The 16,470-nt window shown below is 34.5% G+C and carries 19 protein-coding genes; 11 read left to right on the top strand and 8 right to left on the bottom strand.

Annotation, left to right across the window (positions count from 1 at the left end; all coding sequences use genetic code 11):
* The first annotated feature begins 429 nt into the window (after positions 1 to 429).
* Positions 430 to 921: an ankyrin repeat domain-containing protein gene (locus tag ACZDYH_RS16195; protein ID WP_000400684.1), complete on the top strand. Its 492-nt coding sequence runs from the start codon at positions 430 to 432 to the stop codon at positions 919 to 921.
* Positions 918 to 1,514: a DJ-1/PfpI family protein gene (locus ACZDYH_RS16190; RefSeq protein WP_006921875.1), complete on the top strand. Its 597-nt coding sequence runs from the start codon at positions 918 to 920 to the stop codon at positions 1,512 to 1,514. The genes ACZDYH_RS16195 and ACZDYH_RS16190 overlap by 4 nt, the downstream gene beginning before the upstream one ends.
* A 19-nt stretch (positions 1,515 to 1,533) precedes the next feature.
* Here ACZDYH_RS16190 and ACZDYH_RS16185 read toward each other — a convergent pair whose 3' ends face one another.
* Positions 1,534 to 2,460 (bottom strand): aldo/keto reductase, encoded by a 927-nt coding sequence (locus tag ACZDYH_RS16185; RefSeq protein WP_006921876.1) that lies wholly within the window; start codon positions 2,458 to 2,460, stop codon positions 1,534 to 1,536.
* Positions 2,461 to 2,744: 284 nt separating this feature from the next.
* On the opposite strand from ACZDYH_RS16185, the gene ACZDYH_RS16180 reads away from it, so the two are divergent.
* The 7 genes from ACZDYH_RS16180 (at position 2,745) to dltD (ending at position 9,753) form a co-directional block, all read left to right on the top strand.
* A complete protein-coding gene (locus tag ACZDYH_RS16180; RefSeq protein ID WP_001228371.1) occupies positions 2,745 to 3,101 on the top strand; it encodes an FtsB family cell division protein in 357 nt (118 codons plus the stop codon).
* A 295-nt stretch (positions 3,102 to 3,396) separates the two neighbouring features.
* The gene (locus ACZDYH_RS16175) at positions 3,397 to 3,723 is read left to right on the top strand and encodes a DUF3870 domain-containing protein (protein ID WP_000271312.1); all 327 of its coding nucleotides are present in this window, start codon (positions 3,397 to 3,399) and stop codon (positions 3,721 to 3,723) included.
* Positions 3,724 to 3,909: 186 nt separating this feature from the next.
* Positions 3,910 to 4,971, top strand: coding sequence for a dipeptide epimerase (locus ACZDYH_RS16170; protein WP_001038463.1), 1,062 nt, complete (start codon positions 3,910 to 3,912; stop codon positions 4,969 to 4,971).
* 39 nt (positions 4,972 to 5,010) lie between these two features.
* Positions 5,011 to 6,012: a C40 family peptidase gene (locus ACZDYH_RS16165; RefSeq protein WP_006921880.1), complete on the top strand. Its 1,002-nt coding sequence runs from the start codon at positions 5,011 to 5,013 to the stop codon at positions 6,010 to 6,012.
* A 20-nt stretch (positions 6,013 to 6,032) separates the two neighbouring features.
* On the top strand, positions 6,033 to 7,655 hold the full coding sequence (locus ACZDYH_RS16160; RefSeq protein ID WP_474886616.1) for a peptide ABC transporter substrate-binding protein: 1,623 nt from the start codon (positions 6,033 to 6,035) through the stop codon (positions 7,653 to 7,655).
* Positions 7,656 to 7,769: 114 nt separating this feature from the next.
* On the top strand, positions 7,770 to 8,303 hold the full coding sequence (locus ACZDYH_RS16155; RefSeq protein ID WP_000061617.1) for a GNAT family N-acetyltransferase: 534 nt from the start codon (positions 7,770 to 7,772) through the stop codon (positions 8,301 to 8,303).
* A 268-nt stretch (positions 8,304 to 8,571) separates the two neighbouring features.
* Positions 8,572 to 9,753: a D-alanyl-lipoteichoic acid biosynthesis protein DltD gene (gene dltD, locus ACZDYH_RS16150; protein ID WP_173600649.1), complete on the top strand. Its 1,182-nt coding sequence runs from the start codon at positions 8,572 to 8,574 to the stop codon at positions 9,751 to 9,753.
* A 40-nt stretch (positions 9,754 to 9,793) separates the two neighbouring features.
* Here the strand turns inward: dltD and ACZDYH_RS16145 are convergent, their stop codons facing one another.
* The 3 genes from ACZDYH_RS16145 to ACZDYH_RS16135 form a co-directional block, all read right to left on the bottom strand.
* Positions 9,794 to 10,018 carry a hypothetical protein gene (locus ACZDYH_RS16145; protein ID WP_000558689.1) on the bottom strand — a complete coding sequence of 75 codons (225 nt, stop codon included), beginning with the start codon at positions 10,016 to 10,018 and terminating at the stop codon, positions 9,794 to 9,796.
* 168 nt (positions 10,019 to 10,186) lie between these two features.
* Complete coding sequence (gene uptA / locus ACZDYH_RS16140; RefSeq protein ID WP_000952913.1) at positions 10,187 to 10,792, bottom strand: undecaprenyl phosphate transporter UptA; 606 nt, start codon at positions 10,790 to 10,792, stop codon at positions 10,187 to 10,189.
* 234 nt (positions 10,793 to 11,026) lie between these two features.
* Complete coding sequence (locus ACZDYH_RS16135) at positions 11,027 to 11,791, bottom strand: DUF1836 domain-containing protein (protein WP_000447231.1); 765 nt, start codon at positions 11,789 to 11,791, stop codon at positions 11,027 to 11,029.
* A 258-nt stretch (positions 11,792 to 12,049) separates the two neighbouring features.
* Here ACZDYH_RS16135 and ACZDYH_RS16130 point away from each other — a divergent pair, with 258 nt between their 5' ends.
* Positions 12,050 to 12,499, top strand: a complete 450-nt coding sequence (locus tag ACZDYH_RS16130; RefSeq protein WP_000914478.1) for a hypothetical protein — start codon at positions 12,050 to 12,052, stop codon at positions 12,497 to 12,499.
* Positions 12,487 to 12,795: a YxcD family protein gene (locus tag ACZDYH_RS16125; protein WP_000447758.1), complete on the top strand. Its 309-nt coding sequence runs from the start codon at positions 12,487 to 12,489 to the stop codon at positions 12,793 to 12,795. The genes ACZDYH_RS16130 and ACZDYH_RS16125 overlap by 13 nt, the downstream gene beginning before the upstream one ends.
* A 24-nt stretch (positions 12,796 to 12,819) precedes the next feature.
* Here ACZDYH_RS16125 and ACZDYH_RS16120 read toward each other — a convergent pair whose 3' ends face one another.
* The 4 genes from ACZDYH_RS16120 to ACZDYH_RS16105 all read right to left on the bottom strand — a co-directional run bounded on the left by ACZDYH_RS16120 (position 12,820) and on the right by ACZDYH_RS16105 (position 16,427).
* Positions 12,820 to 14,055: an NAD(P)/FAD-dependent oxidoreductase gene (locus ACZDYH_RS16120; RefSeq protein ID WP_001286090.1), complete on the bottom strand. Its 1,236-nt coding sequence runs from the start codon at positions 14,053 to 14,055 to the stop codon at positions 12,820 to 12,822.
* Positions 14,052 to 14,384 (bottom strand): (2Fe-2S)-binding protein, encoded by a 333-nt coding sequence (locus ACZDYH_RS16115; RefSeq protein ID WP_000087063.1) that lies wholly within the window; start codon positions 14,382 to 14,384, stop codon positions 14,052 to 14,054. Before ACZDYH_RS16115 ends, ACZDYH_RS16120 begins: the two co-directional genes overlap by 4 nt.
* A complete protein-coding gene (locus tag ACZDYH_RS16110; protein WP_113303591.1) occupies positions 14,381 to 14,653 on the bottom strand; it encodes a (2Fe-2S)-binding protein in 273 nt (90 codons plus the stop codon). Before ACZDYH_RS16110 ends, ACZDYH_RS16115 begins: the two co-directional genes overlap by 4 nt.
* Positions 14,654 to 14,765: 112 nt before the next feature.
* The gene (locus ACZDYH_RS16105; protein WP_166695099.1) at positions 14,766 to 16,427 is read right to left on the bottom strand and encodes a sigma-54 interaction domain-containing protein; all 1,662 of its coding nucleotides are present in this window, start codon (positions 16,425 to 16,427) and stop codon (positions 14,766 to 14,768) included.
* Positions 16,428 to 16,470: the final 43 nt, after the last annotated feature.

The raw sequence follows: 16,470 nt of genomic DNA, 5'->3' as shown, positions 1-16,470 counted from the left end.
AGCGTTTCATTTTTGTAAATATAATTATTTCATCATTGAAAATACAAAAATAAAATAAACCGCATAAAACAGAAATAAAAAACAATCCATTTTTAAAATGGATTGTTTTTTATTGGAATAATATTATTTGATATGTTGAAAGCATAAATAGCAGAATAAACATTACCTGTTTTAGTTCATGAAACTGAACAAATATGATGAAAACTATGTGTATAGTTTTTTGCTTGCTTTTTCAGTAACTCTAATGAAATCATGGTCTTCATTGTTTAAAGGCAGTATTTTTAACATTATTGCTATTCAGCCATTAAGCACAAAAAAGTAATATATATAATATTATTATGTAAACTTAAGATTTTAAAAGGAAAATATAATAATTAATAGAACATGTAGAAGGAGATGCTTAAATATTTTGAAGGATGGGAGATTATTATGGAGCATTTACAATCAATAGCACAAGCTGTGATAAGTGGTAATAAGGAAAAAGTAGTGAAGTTTATAAAGGCGAGTCCAAGTATTGTTAACGAATGTAGTGAAGATGGCTGGACACCACTTCATTTAGCAGCTTATTTTGGACAGAAAGAAATAGCGAGTTTTCTTTTAGAAAGCGGTGCAGATTTACATAGTAGAGCGAAAAACGAAAATGAAAATACACCTTTGCAAGCGGCAATTGCGAACAAGCAAAGTGAACTTGTCGCTTTCTTAATTGAAAAAGGATCAGATGTAAATATTATGCAAAGTGGTGGCTGGACAGGACTCCACGAAGCAGCATTATTAGGAAATGAAGAAATAATTATGTTGCTCCTTAAAAATGGAGCTAATAAGATGATTAAGAAAAATGATGGGAAAACAGCGTATGATATTGCATTAGAAAAAGGATATAATCACCTTTTACATCATTTGAAACAGGAAGTGAACTTATGATGAATAAATGGAGTGTTGGTATATTTTTATTTAATGAAGTAGAAGTGTTAGACTTTGCAGGGCCATTTGAAGTTTTTTCTGTGACTGAGGTGAATGGAGAAAAAACATTTACTGTTTATACAGTTAGCGAGAATGGGGAAATGATTACAGCAAGGAATGGATTGAAGGTACAGCCAGATTATAGTATTGAAAATTTACCACCAGTGGATATTTTAATAATTCCGGGTGGACTAGGTGCTAGAAAATATGAAATGAAAAATGAAATAGTAATAAAATGGATTCGCCAACAAATGAAAGAAGTAAAGCTGATGACTTCAGTTTGTACAGGAGCGCTATTACTGGCGAAAGCAGGTTTACTGGAAGGTTTAAAAGCAACAACACATTGGGCTAGTATTGAAAAGTTTAAAAATGAGTTTCAAAATGTTGAAGTTATAGAAAATGTAAAGTTTGTAGATGAAGGACATATTATAACATCTGCCGGAATTTCAGCTGGAATTAATATGGCATTTCATATTGTGAAAAACTTGTTAGGTGTGCATGTTGCGGAGGACACAGCGAAGCGAATGGAGTATGATATTAGTTTGCCAAATTAAAAAGCCCGGATTGGGCTTTTTATATTGAATGAATATAGTTAAGCTCTTCATCACTCAAAATAGGGCGAACAGATGCATTTGCATTTTCTTGTGCTTGTGTTCCTGTTTTTGCACCAGGAATTACAACACTTACTGCCGGATGAGAGAGTACATAGCGAAGTGCAAGTTGCCCTAGGGTCTGATTTTTATTTGAGAGCAGCCGAAGTTTCTCTACGGTTTGTAAGTCTTCTTGAAACCAAGTTTCATTTGGCCAATCTTTGCGTAAATCTCCATCTGGAAAAATTGTTTTATTTGTGAATTTTCCAGTTAAAATGCCCATTTTTAATGGACCACGAATAACAGCTCCTAGATTTTTCTCTTGTAAGAATGGTAATATATCTTTTTCTGGTTTTCGATTTAATATATTGTAATCAAGTTGTACGATATCAATTTCGTTGTTGTTATTGAAATGATGAATGTATTGTAAATCATGAGTCGAAACACCGACTGCTCTTACTTTGCCATCACGTTTTAATATGTCAAATGCATGTAGAAATGCTTCTGTTTCTCTACGATTATGCCACCAAATATGACAAAAATAAAGATCAATATAATCTGTTTGAAGACGTTGTAAACTTGTTTCGAATACGGCGATGATTTTTTCGGGAGTATCATATACAGGAACTCCATTAGGGTCGTAGTGATGTCCGATTAAACCACCTTTCGTTGATAGGATAATATCATTACGATGTCCTTTAATCGCGGTAGCTACCAACTTTTCACTATGTCCTAAACCATACACATCCGCAGTATCAATAAAATTCACACCACACTCAATTGCTTTTTTTATAGCGGTTATAGATTGTTTATCGTTAACAGGTCCCCATTCATCACCACCGATTGCCCATGCGCCAAAACCTATTTCAGAAACAGTTATTCCAGTTTTACCTAATGTGCGGTAATACATATTCCCCCTCCTTGTAAGCATGTTATAACATGGATATGTGGGGAAGGAATTTTGTGTGTGAAAAAACTCTTCTACAATAGTAGAAAAAGAATTACAGAAACTACTATTTTATAGCAGCATGTATAAAAAAAATCGGTGTAAATATGGAAATGTCGTCGAATGCTATCTTTAATTGGTTAATTTATGGGATATTTTTGTGAAGGAGTTTATTTTATAAGAATAGAATTTAGTTTAGTAAGAAAACGTGCCGATGGTAGTGAAAAATATGGGTTAGGGGGATTTGAATGAGGAAACTCGAGCGAGTAAATGTTCCTAATATACCAGAGCAATTATCACAACCTAGTGACAAGCGTAGGATAAATAAAAAGAAGTTAAGGCGACTTATTTTAATGGTCCTTTTTATTGCGGCAACTACTCTATATGTTCAATATATTTTAACGAAACAACAAGAAGTAATTGATAAAAAGAAAGATACGATTACGGATCAAAAGAAGCAATTAGTATCTTTAAAGAAAGATAAAGATTCTTTAAAGACTAACATAGAAAATTTAACAGACGATGAGGAAGAAATTTTGAAGTTAGCGAGAAAAGAGTATCAATTTTCTAAGTCAAATGAAACTATATTTGTGATGCCAAAGTAATAAAAACAGTTAGCCATTGAACTGCACCCCCAATTGTTAGACACCGTCTAACAATTGGGGGTGCAGTTTTTTATGTATGAATGTCATGGTACAAGGAACAATCACATATTGTAGAAATGAAGAGTTTAAGCTATTTTCATAAATATGGAATATGCACTAAAATAAATGTTGTTAAAATTCTGTCAATTATATTATAATACAAGGTAAGCGGATACATTTTTTAATCAACGTTGAGTTCCTCGCTCATACGACTATTAAGAAACCCGTTATCCTCGTATAAGAAAGGAAGATAGCTGTGTACGCCTCAAATACAATTTATATCGTAGGGGATGCGAAAGCACCTCAAAATAATCCCATTACTGAAAAGTTTAAAAGCTATTTCGTAGCATTTATACTTGTTAAGGATACAGGGGAAATTGTAGATGCAGACTGCTCAGCGACAATTGCATTAACATCTCAATTTGTTAAATATTTATTTCTACATAAAAATATAAATGACCCGGCGTTAGTAATGGAAGTAAAGAACCGATATTTCGGTTCTTCTCAAAAAGCGTTACTTGTAGCGCTAAAAGATGCACAGAAAAAATATAATCAGATTGCTGCTTTGTCTACTCAATCATAGACAAAATCCAGCCGTAAGAATCATTCTTATGGCTGGATTTTTTTATTTCACATTATCGTCCTACATCAAAAGCAAACGAAAATAAAGTAGAGAGATAGGAGAGTAAATGCCCAATGGGTTTACCTAATAATCCGTGGGTATAAATCTCCGGTGGATTAAAATTTCACTTCATTGGAGAACGAAAGGATGAACAAAATGAAAATTACAGATGTAAAAGTAAATCGTAGACGTGTAAAACTGCATACACCGTTTAAAACCGCGCTTCGTACTGTAACCGAAATTGAAAGTATAGATGTTTATATTCATACAGACGAAGGAGTGATTGGTAAGGGGGCTGCAGCCGCAACGCCAGTTATTACGGGGGATTTCACCAGCGGAATGGAAGAAGCGATTTTAGGGCCGATGCGTTCATGTTTAATTGGTCAAAATATCATTCAATTTCAGCAGTTACTACAGCGCATTCAAATGAGTTGTATTGGAAATTCAAGTGCAAAAGCAGCGGTAGATATCGCTTTATATGATGTATATTGCCAATATCAAAATGTGCCGTTATATGCATTGTTAGGCGGGAAGAAAGAAATTCATACCGATATTACAGTGAGTGTAGATGAGCCTGTATTAATGGCAAAAGAAGCGAAGAAACATATAGAAAAAGGATTTCAAACATTAAAGATTAAAGTGGGTAAAGAGGCGCATTTAGATTTGGAACGTATTGAGGCAATTCGAAATGTGGTACCAAGAAATACGACATTACGTTTAGATGCGAATCAAGGTTGGAGTCCAAAAGAAGCGGTCTCTATCATTCAAGAGATGGAAAATCGTAATTTAAATATAGAATTTATTGAACAACCAGTACACGCGAAAGATTGGGATGGGTTAAAGTACGTCAAAGATCGTGTGCAAACGCCGATTATGGCCGATGAAAGTATATTTTCAGCAAGTGACGCATTAAAGCTCGTTCAAGGAAGATATGCAGACTTCATTAATATTAAATTAATGAAATGTGGTGGCATACGTGAAGCATGGCGTATTGCTGATATCGCAGAAACAGCTGGTGTGAAGTGTATGGTGGGCAGCATGATGGAGTCTTCACTTTCCGTTAGTGCTGTTGCGCATTTAGCGGCAGCGCATCCTAATATTCATTATTTTGATCTTGATGCACCGCTTTGGTTAATGGAAGAGCCAGAAGGAATGACTTATTCTGGATCAAAGGTAAACCTTCAATCGACAGTGAATAGTAAATCTTAGGAGAAGAGACAAGTAAACTATCTTTTAAGGGGGATATATATGAAAAAAGTAGGAACTGCATTTTTAACAACTTTATTTATATTTTCATCGTTTACATCGGCAAATGCTGAAGAAAAGAAGGATAATAAAGCATTTATAGATGTATCTGCTGCAACGTTATGGACAGCACCTGATTCATTAAGACCAATCGATACACCGAGTGCAACAAATCCAGTGGATCTATGGAAATGGACGAAATCAATGACACTTGACGAGAAACTATGGTTAACAAATGCAAATAAATTAGAAACACAAGCTTTACTCGGTCAAGAAGTAACTGTTATTGATAAGAAAGGCGAATGGGTGAAGGTATTAGTGCATGGACAGCCAACACCACGAAATGAAGAAGGTTATCCGGGCTGGATGCCTGAAAAACAATTAACATATAATCAAGAATTTGCAGATAAAACAAATGAACCTTTTGTCTTAATAACTAAACCAACAGCGATTTTATATATAAATCCTTCTGAAAAACATAAATCACTTGAAGTCAGTTATAATACAAGACTGCCGCTATTAAGTGAAGACACAATTTCATACCGTGTATTGTTGCCAAATGGTCAGAAAGCATGGCTACGAAAAAATGATGGAACAGTTTACCGATCTCAAACTGATATTCCAACTCCGGCGGCCGATGATTTAATTAACACAGGGAAAATGTTTTTAGGCTTACCGTATATATGGGCTGGTACAAGTGGTTTTGGATTTGATTGCTCTGGCTTCACACATACGATCTATAAATCGCACGGCATTACAATTCCGCGAGATTCTGGACCGCAATCAAGAGCAGGGGTTGCAGTTGATAAAGAAAATCTACAAAAAGGAGATTTAATTTTCTTTGCACATGATCAAGGGAAAGGTAGTGTCCATCACGTTGCAATGTATATTGGTGATGGCAATATGATTCACTCACCAAGAGCTGAAAGGTCGGTAGAGATTATACCGCTAAATACACCAGGATATATAGAAGAATACGCTGGTGCTCGTCGTTACTTACCTTAAAAATAGAAGGGGGTTTTTAAATGAAAAAAGTTGTTCGTTACTCATTAGTTAGTACTCTATTAGTTTCTTCATTTTTAGTTGGTTGCGCAAAAGAAAAAACTGCAACAAAGCCGAAAGATGAGAAGAAAGTATTACAGTTACTAGAAACAGGTGAAATTCCGTCGTTAAATTCAGGGAAAGTAACAGATGCAGTCTCGTTTAACGTTTTGAATAACGTAATGGAAGGACTATTTCGTCTATCGAAAAATGATGAAGTAATTGAAGCCGGCGCACAAAAATATGAAGTGAGTAAAGATGGAAAAACATATACATTCCAATTACGTGATGCGAAATGGTCTAACGGAGAGCCAGTAACCGCTCATGATTACGTATACGCTTGGAAGCAATTGGTAAATCCAGATACTGCTTCTCAATATGCATACATTGCGTACGATGTAAAAAATGCTGAGAAGATAAATAAAAAACAACTAGGTCTAGATGAATTAGGAGTAAAAGCGAAGGATGATAAAACATTCGTCGTAGAGCTAGAACATCCTGTACCGTATTTTACGAAATTATTAATTTTACCATCCTTCTATCCAATTAACGAAAAATATGCGAAAGAGCAAGGTGATAAATATGGATTAGAAGCAAATAAAGTGGTATATAATGGACCGTTTACATTATCAGAGTGGAAGCATGAAGCTAGCTTTACAATGAAGAAAAACGATAAGTATTGGGATAAAAAAGAAGTGAAGTTAGATGAAGTAAACTATCAAATTGTAAAAGAAATTTCAACTGCGGTAAATTTATATGAAACAGATAAAGTTGATAGAGCTGTTATTTCTACAGAATTCGTAGATAAATATAAAAATAATAAAGAGTTAAAACAATATACAGATCCAGTTATGTACTTCTTCCGATTTAATGAAAATGTACCGATTCTTAAAAATAAAAATGCACGTCTTGCGCTAAGTACAGTTTTTGATAAGAAGGGACTCGCAGATTCATTTTTAAATGATGGATCGGTTGCAGCAAACTATTACGTACCAAAAGGATTTTTAAAGGGCCCAGATAAGAAAGATTTTAGAAGTACGGCTGGTGAGTTTAATAAGACAAATGTAAAACAGGCGAAGGAATATTGGGAGAAAGCAAAACAAGAGACAGGTACAAATGAAGTGACGTTAGAACTATTAAATTATGACTTGGAAAACTTTAAAAAAGTTGGAGAGTACATTAAAGAGCAGCTTGAGAAAAACTTACCAGGATTAAAAGTGAATGTGAAATTACAACCACATACGCAAAAATTAGCACTTGAGAAGAAGAAAGAATATGAAATGTCGTTATCACGCTGGTTACCAGATTATCCAGATCCAATGACTTACTTAGAAGTATTCCTTTCTGGAAGTAGCGTCAATAATACAGAATATGCAAACCCAGAATATGATGCGTTAATTAAGAAGATTAAAACAGAATTAGGTAATGATGAAAAGGCTCGCTGGAAAGCAATGCAAGATGCTGAAAAAATGCTACTTGATGATGCAGTAATTGCACCGGTATTCCAGCGCGGATTATCTTACTTACAAAAACCATATGTGAAAGATTTATATGTACATCAATTTGGTCCAGCTACAAGTTTAAAATGGGCAGATGTACAAAAATAAAAGAATGGAGAAACAGACTTCATGTATGTGATAGTCTGTTTTTCTTATTTAAAGTTAGAAAAATAGTTCATGGTATAATTTATTAGTCTGTAAACAGTATTTGGAGGGGAAATGATGTCTATGTTTGAAGAAGAGAAAGTAATTTATACAAAAAGATTATTTATGAGGAAACCAATTGTAGAAGATATTAATCAGTTTTATAACATATTAAAAAAAGATACTGTTGGCAAATGGTTGGCTAAATCAAGAGGAATGTCGAAGGAAGAAACAAATGATTATATTGGGCAACTTATCTTACATTGGGAACAGTATGACTTCGGGGTATGGTTGTTATTTAATAGTGAAACAGGAAAGCTTTTAGGACATTGTGGTTTAAGAAAGGTAGATGAAACAGGTGCAATAGAAATTATGTATCTCCTTGACCCAGAACATTGGAGGAATGGGTATGCATTAGAAGCAGCAGAGGCTTCCATTAAATATGCAATAGAGACTTTGAATGTAACAAGAATAATTGCTAGAGTTAAAGTAGCAAATGAGAGCTCGAAAAAACTTTTACGAAAGCTCGGGTTTATATATACTCATGAAGTTAATCATAGCGGGCGTTTATTATCATATTTTGAACTTCATACATCATCCGAAGAATTCTAGACATTTCATATGTTTTTTTATTGTTAAAAAATAAAATTATTACTAAAATTCCAGTGTGAAATTTATGTAGAATCTTGTATAATTAACATGTTTCTATGGAAACATTTTCTTGCGCTATTTATATAGGGCTTAATAGAACAAGGAAGGAAATACATACATGTATATAATAGATAAATAGAATGGGACATGTATAGAGACAAAGGAGAGAAAAGATGACGTGTCAAAAACAAGGGTTACAATTTAATAACGATAGAAAGAGGGACAGAAGATGAAAATGAAGCATGCTTTTGGTCCTATAATTTTAGCATGTGTGCTTTTTTTCATTATCATTCTAATCCCATCGAAAAGTTTAGTATCGCTTATTAGTGATAAGAAGGTAGAAGATGCGGCAACTTCTTTACAAAAAGAGAAATTACAAAGTGTTTTCTTACAGCAAAAAATGTTAGAGAATTCACAGTATTTACCGATGTACGGTTCATCAGAATTTTTACGAATGGATGCATATCATCCGTCTAATTATTTCAAAGTAAATCCAGCTGGTTTTACACCGTTTTTAATTGGAACTGGCGGTACACAAAGTTTAGCTCATATTTTAAATATGACATCTACTATGGATGAATTAGAAGGTAAAAAAGTAGTCTTTGTTCTTTCACCACAATGGTTTACAAAGACTGGTGTATCACAAGGGGATTTCACTAATAATTTCTCCAAACAACAAGCATATCATTTTATTTTTAATGATGAGATAAATCCAGAAATGAAGAAGCAAATCGCGAAACGGCTATTAGATTATAAAGTTGTTCAAGAAGATGATATATTAAAAAATTCATTAGAAGGTATTGTATATAATGATACGAAACATAACATAAAAGCAGGTTTAGTTAAACCACTTGCTTATATGCATCGAAATATTTTAGATCATAGAGATATATTTAACTCTTTATTTAAAATCGAACCGATGAAGGAGAAAACAAATATCGGACTTCGTTCAATTTCTTGGGAAGACGCACGTAAACACGCAGAACAAGAAGGGAAAGCTGAGTCTACTACAAATACATTCGGAATTGAAAATCCGTATTATCATAAGAATAATCTGAAGAAAAAACTAAAAGGTTTAAAAAACTTTAGAGCAAATGAAACATATGATGAATCACCAGAATACGATGATTTACAAATTATTTTAGAGTTATTTAAAGAGAAAAATGTCAAACCACTCTTTATTTCTGTACCTGTAAATGGGCCCTGGTATGATTATACTGGCTTCCCGAAAGAACGCCGTGAAGTGTATTATAAAAAAGTTCGAGAACAGGTTGAGAAAGCAGGATATCCAGTAATTGATTTCTCTGGTCATGAATATGATAAGTATTTCTTAAAAGATACGATTCATTTGGGCTGGAAAGGTTGGATTTATTTTGATGAAGCAGTGCAGAAATTTTATTCTGAGAAATAAAGTATAGAAATCGGAATGGCTATGAGCCGTTCCGATTTTTTTAGTATAGAGGATTTTGGTGAGGACAATTTGGGAATGCATGTATATCTTGAATCTGTCTATAATCATAATGTTTCATTGCAAACTGAGCTTGATAAAGGTATTCATACACATATAATTGACCATCATGCGCTGAACATAATACACCAGAAGTTCCTTGCCCATTTATGAAGGAAATGCCGATAGGGCGTCCGATTAAGTACGGTATTTTTTGCTGCCAATGCATAGGGGAATCACTCCTTTTTGAGATAATATACGAAAGAAATGATTAAATGGTTGCTTATCCATGTAAATGTAGATGGAAAGGTGTTATATAATTCCTGAAGATTAATTCATATATAAATAAAAAACCGCTATAATTCCGAATGAATTTATAGCGGTTTTTATTATATTCTTAAGCGAGATTTTTACGCTTTTTTGTCCATTTTTTTATAACGAAGTATAAAAGTATAAGTACGACGCCACCAATTGCGAATGATTTCACATACGGACCAGCAATATCATTTATATTCTCCCAATTTTCACCTAGTTTTTCACCTAAATAAATGAAAATAATAGACCAAGGGATAATCGCAAGTGCTGTTAATGTAGTGAAACGTAGTAATGGCATTTTTGTAATACCAGCAGGAATTGAAATCGCATGACGCACTACTGGAATGAAGCGTGCTGTAAAAATGACGCCAGTTCCGTAACGATTAAACCAATCTTCTGCAGCATCTATTTGTTTTTTATGTATGAAAATATATTTTCCGTAACGTTCTAATATAGGGCGTCCGCCGTATCGTCCAAGCCAATAAATAAAGATTTGAGCAATAACACCGCCAATTGTACCGAATACAACAGCGCCTATAAATGAGATACTTCCATTGAATACTAAGTATCCTGCATAAGCAAGGACAATTTCACTTGGGATAATTTCAATCATAAGTCCAAGCATAATGCCCCAATAACCTAATCCTTCAAAAAACGTTAATACTGAATGAATAAAACTACTTAACATTGTTGCACCTTCTAGTTTATGAATTTTTGAGTATAAGAACCTTTTATTTAATGACGTAAAAGGTTCACTATATGTAGATTATACCTTATTTACATAGGGGATTGCTATTTCAATTCTTTTATGTCTCTCATAATTATTATAGTAAAAGATATAAGCCGCGTTTTCATGAAGGGTTAATGAAAAGATTATTAAAAATTTCTCATAAAAAAATAGAAGCATTTCTGCTCCTATTTTTTAAGGCTTCACATCTAAGTTCTGTAAAAATAAAGTTGCTGTTACGTAACGCTTTGCTAACATTTGTACATATGCGGTATGTACAGAAAGGGTCGCAATAATAATAGCGTTACGAATTGCTTCGCGTTGTTCGTTATTAATTTGATCGAACTTGCTTGCGATTTTATCAGCTTTTTCTTTTACGATGTTTTCAATTGTATGAACGGTATCTGTTGCATTTAATTGTAAGCAATTCCCTTGATTGAGTTCTTCAAATAGAGAAGAGTATGCTACATATAAATGAACAGGATTGATTAAATCATCACTTCGATCGGCTGGGTCATTTACAATAAGGCGTAATAGCTTACGAATGGATTCAAAATCAAGTGCTGTTTTTAAATCTTCGACAATAAATAGTAAGGCTGCTTGTTCAATTGAATATTTTTTCCCTTTTTGAGGAGAGCCAATCATTTCTTTTATATCTCGTTTCACCCAGTTTTGCATAGCAGTTACAGAGAAACTTGTGTTTTCAATCTGATTGCCAAGCGCAACTATTTCATTTAAAGAAAAACCGACATCAGTATCGTCAATTTTAATCAGCTTTTCAAAAATAGGTGAAAGTGCGGTAGTAATAAAAGCTGTAACGCTTTGTCCGCTTTCAATATCTTTTTTATGTGACTTTGCCCAAGCTTCTTGTAAAATACCGAGAGGCTTTTTCGTATTCCATCCTCTTAGTGATAGAAGAAGGGTAGCCATTTCGTTTCGTGTGAGATGAAATGTTTCCATCTTTTCACCTCCAAAATAATAAAAAGTTCTTATGAACTTATAATATGTTTTGTTTCATTTAAAGTCAATTCTGTTTTGCTTAATTTTTCCTTTGTGACCAAACTGTTGAAAGTAAATAATACTTGCATATTTCGACAAAAGTTCATATAATAAGTTCATAAGAACCTTTAAAATGTTCTTAAAAACAAATCTATCATTCTGAATTTACTAGAAAGATAGATTTCACATATATCTATATAAAAGGAGAATGGATATAATATGTTGAAAAAACTTGTAGCAGTAATGACAGCATTCATGGTTATCTTTGGGGCTAGCAGCTTTATGTTCGTAGATCATGCAGCAGCGAAAAGTTACAAATCTGGTAAAAAATCATTTACACCAAGTTCAGGTCAAAAGTCAAAAGTTGATTTAAACAAAAAAGACTCAAATGTAAATTCTCAAAAAACGACTCCAGATTCAAAAACGAAAGCAACAAACACGGCACCAAAAAGTAATAAAGGAAGCTTTATGAAAGGTTTATTACTAGGTGGTCTTGGTGGTTTACTAATGGGTAGCTTATTTGCAAATATGGGAGCTCTTGGTTCTGTATTAGCGTTTATGGTAAATATGTTAGTAATGGCTGGTATCGTAATGTTAGCAGTTCGTGCATTTAAATACTTCAAAGACCAACGTAAGAAGAAAGCAGATGAAGTAGCATGGAAACAATAAAAATTTCTGAACAAGAGCTTATAAATGCGCTTTGCGTATATATCGCTGAAAAAAGACAAGTGGGTCCAGAAGAAGTGTTAGTTGAACTCATGTATGATGACGACTACGGTTTCTCTGCGGAAGTAGAGGTAAATGGTCGCCAGCAAATTTTAATTCAAGCAAACTTAATCGAAGCTTTACGCTTATTGCTTGACAGAGAATATAATGTCAATCCATTCGCAGCGAGATTACAACTTGAATTAGATGATGAAGAAGGCATTTACGCATTAGCGAAATTTAATAACTCAGATGACTAGAAAAAAGAGCTGTTGAGAATAATCTCAACAGCTCTTTTTAGTATGTGCATATGTAGAAGAATAATCACGCCAAATTTCATTCATTTTTCGTCTACCGATATCTAGCATAGGATTAAACTGAATTGTAGCTTTCTGACGAACAAAGTGAACGTTTTGAATGGCGTGAGATAATTGTTGGTCGACTATATCAGGTTTTTTACTTGCATATTTAGCAATAGATAGACCTGCAACTGTTCCTTGCGCCATCGCAATTTTTCCGCTTTCAATGCCTGTAATATTGCCGGCTACAAATAAACCGGGAAGAGGGGTTTCCATTGCTTCAGAATGGAGAGGAACGTGTCCACCTAATTCTGAAATGTAATGGAAGGGACAACCAGCTACAGCTGCAAGTTCGGCAAGTGGGTATAATCCCCCGGCAATACATACAAAATCTGCTTCGTATATTTTCTCTGTTCCATTAATAACATTTCCTTTAGAGTCAATATTAGCAATACGTACACCTTCAACTTGATCTGTTCCGATAATTTCAAGAGCTGCTTTCCGAAGGTGAAGTGGCGTTCCGTTTATTTTCATTCCGTTGTTTGGATAGAATGTTAATCCAGCTTTTCGAATCCAATCAAATTTCATAAAGTGGCTACCTATTCGCAAGAAAGCAGAAGGAGCGAGGTGAGCTGCATTTAAAAGAGAGTTTAAAACTTCTTCAGGTTCACCAGCTTTTTGACTTAACTCGCTTTTCTCAGGGAGTACAATATGATCCACTGTAATTCCCGCTAATTGCAATTCACTTAAAATGGCGAAAGACAAAATGTTAGCACCAATAATAATTCCTTTTTTTCCAACTTGCACGCGGTGAACATTTGTCATAACTTGAGCTGCTCCAATTGACATCACTCCTGGAAGTGTCCAGCCAGGAAGGGGAATAGAATATTCCGCAGCTCCAGTAGCAAGTAGTACGAAAGGTGCTTCTAACGTACCGATATTAGTATGTACAAACCAATTGTTTTCATCTCTATCTAAATTATAGACCGAAACACCGCACCTGATATGTACTGAAAGTGATTCTGCTTCTTCATGAAGTCGCTTCGATTCTTCTATTCCGTTCCACCATTCTCCAGTAGGCTCTTGATGCAACTGTCCTAACAATCTCCCGCCTGGCTTCATAAATTCATCAATAACGAGCACTTTTAGTCCGAAACGAGCACAAGAGATAGAAGCAGATAATCCCGCTGGCCCTGCACCTATAATAATTACATCACTCATCGCTTTTTCACCATCTCTCTCACGATATTCGGATGCTGTTTCCCGCTTTCAACAACCATGTTTTCTTCTACAACAGTTAAGCATGCGCGTACATTTGTTTGATTATTTACTGTCACGCGGCATTCGGAACAGTGCCCGATATTACAATAAATACCTCGCGGTGTTCCGCTATCTTCATGAACTCTTAATGTCCTTATTTCATTTGCTAACAGGGCAGCAGCTATCGTTTCATGTTCATATGCTTCGTATTGATGACCGTTAAATTGAAAGGTAATACGCTCACTACTTTGTAAAGTACCTAAAATAGGGTGATGTGTAATTCTACTCATTTACTTTCACCTACTGATCCAAAAGTAACTGCACGTATTGGTGGTTGATATTTTAACGGTAGTTCATTAAGAGTTACGTCAAGATTCACATTTTCAATCATTCGATCTATCATTATTCTGCATGTGCGACCACCGCAAAATCCCATGCCAGCACGTGTTCTTAATTTTAATTCTCTTGCCGAGCAGTTATATTCAGCAATTGTCGATTGAAGTTGCCCATATGTAACCTCTTCACAACGACAAACGATTAAGTTGTTTTTATTTGTCACGTGTATTCCTCCTCTAGTTCGATTTTCACAAATTATATATGCAAAAATCATGCCAATATAGAGGAGGGAGAGAGGGCTACCTGTAAACGCCTGATTGGTGCATACTGATTCTTTATTGAAGTCCAAGTTTCTTTAAACGGTTATATAAAGTAGCCCTTGTTACACCAAGTTGTTTTGCGCATTCTAATTTATTCCCATTTAAAATTCGTAAAGCCCTTTCAATAACTTTTTTCTCATGCTCATCCATCTCTTCTTGTAAAGAAAGGATTGTATTATTGTTGCTGAGTAATAGGGAATGAGCTGTATGGTTGTCTAAAGTTTCAGTCGTATGAAATGGTAAATATTCTTGTTTTATAATTCCGTCTGTTGCGAATACCACAAGCCGTTCAACAACGTTTCGAAGTTCGCGAATATTACCTGGCCAATTGTAATGAAGCAGTTCATGCATAATGCTTGAAGGTAGGTCACGAATTGGTCTGTTGTAGTTGATTGAAAAATCGTTTAAGAAAGAATAGGTTAATTCAATAATATCCTCGCGTCTTTCGCGCAGCGGTGGAATCTGCAAACTAACTACATTTAAGCGGTAATATAAATCTTCTCGGAAAGTTCCTTTTCTCATTTCTTCTTGTAAATCACGATTTGTAGCAGCGATAATACGGAAATCAATATTAATTTCTTTTTCACCACCAACTCGGTAATACTTTCGCTCTTGCAGTACACGTAACAGTTTTACTTGCATATCAAGTGGCATTTCACCTATTTCATCAAGAAATAAAGTACCGCCTTGCGCGAGTTCAATTTTACCTTTTTTTCCTTTACTATTTGCTCCAGAAAACGCCCCACGCTCGTAACCGAATAATTCACTTTCAAATAACGCTTCTGGAATTGCCCCGCAGTTAATCGAAATGAAAGGCGCCTTCGCTGCCTCACTTGCTTCATGAATTGCTTTCGCAAATACTTCTTTTCCAACTCCGCTTTCCCCAAGTATTAAAACAGTTGATTTTACAGAACAAACTTTTCTAGCTAATTGTATCGTTCTTTGTATAACAGGACTTTTCCCATTCATCGCAAGGAATGGATCGGATTCATCTTTATACTTTGCCACTTCTTGTTCTAAACGGTGCATTTCATGTGACATATTAAATAGTTTTTCATTTAAAGCGACTTGATTTGTAACATCTGTTTCTGAAACGACTGCTCCTATAATTTCATCATTACAATAAACTGGATTTGAATTAATTAATACGAATAAATCGGGACGAGGCTGATGGAACTGAGCGACTATGCTTTTTCCATCATGTAAAGATTGTAAAATTTCCAAGTCTTTATAATCAAAAAAACGAGTAATCGGTTGCCCAATAATCTCATTATGGTTGACTGAAAATATTTTTTCAGCGCCATCTGTCCAAGTTCGAACGTATTCTTTACTATCAATGACTGTAACAGAAGAGTCAGTTGTTTGTATTACAGTGTCATAAAATGACTGTAGTTCATTGTAGGACTTATAAAGAAATGGAATCATTTGCTGAGAAGTTATACAGCATAGCGGCTCATCGTTTTCGTTAAGGATGATAACAGCTAATTCATAAGAAAAAGCGTCAATTAATGCAGTGAATGAGTCATCTACATAAATAATGGCGCAATTATATTCTTCTGTAGTAGAAGGGAGATAATAAAACCTTTCGTTTATTTTCTTAATGCGATCAAGGCTACATGTATGATTGGTTAAAGCGCTTTCCAAAAATTCTTGTATAGTCGGAAATGAAAATTCCATAATGTCCTCCTGTTATGTATAAAAATTTTGACAGTGATAAAAA

It is taken from the genome of Bacillus sp. EB V-12 (genome assembly GCF_056158125.1).
The sequence above is the reverse complement of the archived record's forward strand: the minus strand, read 5'-3'. Positions and strand labels throughout refer to the sequence as shown.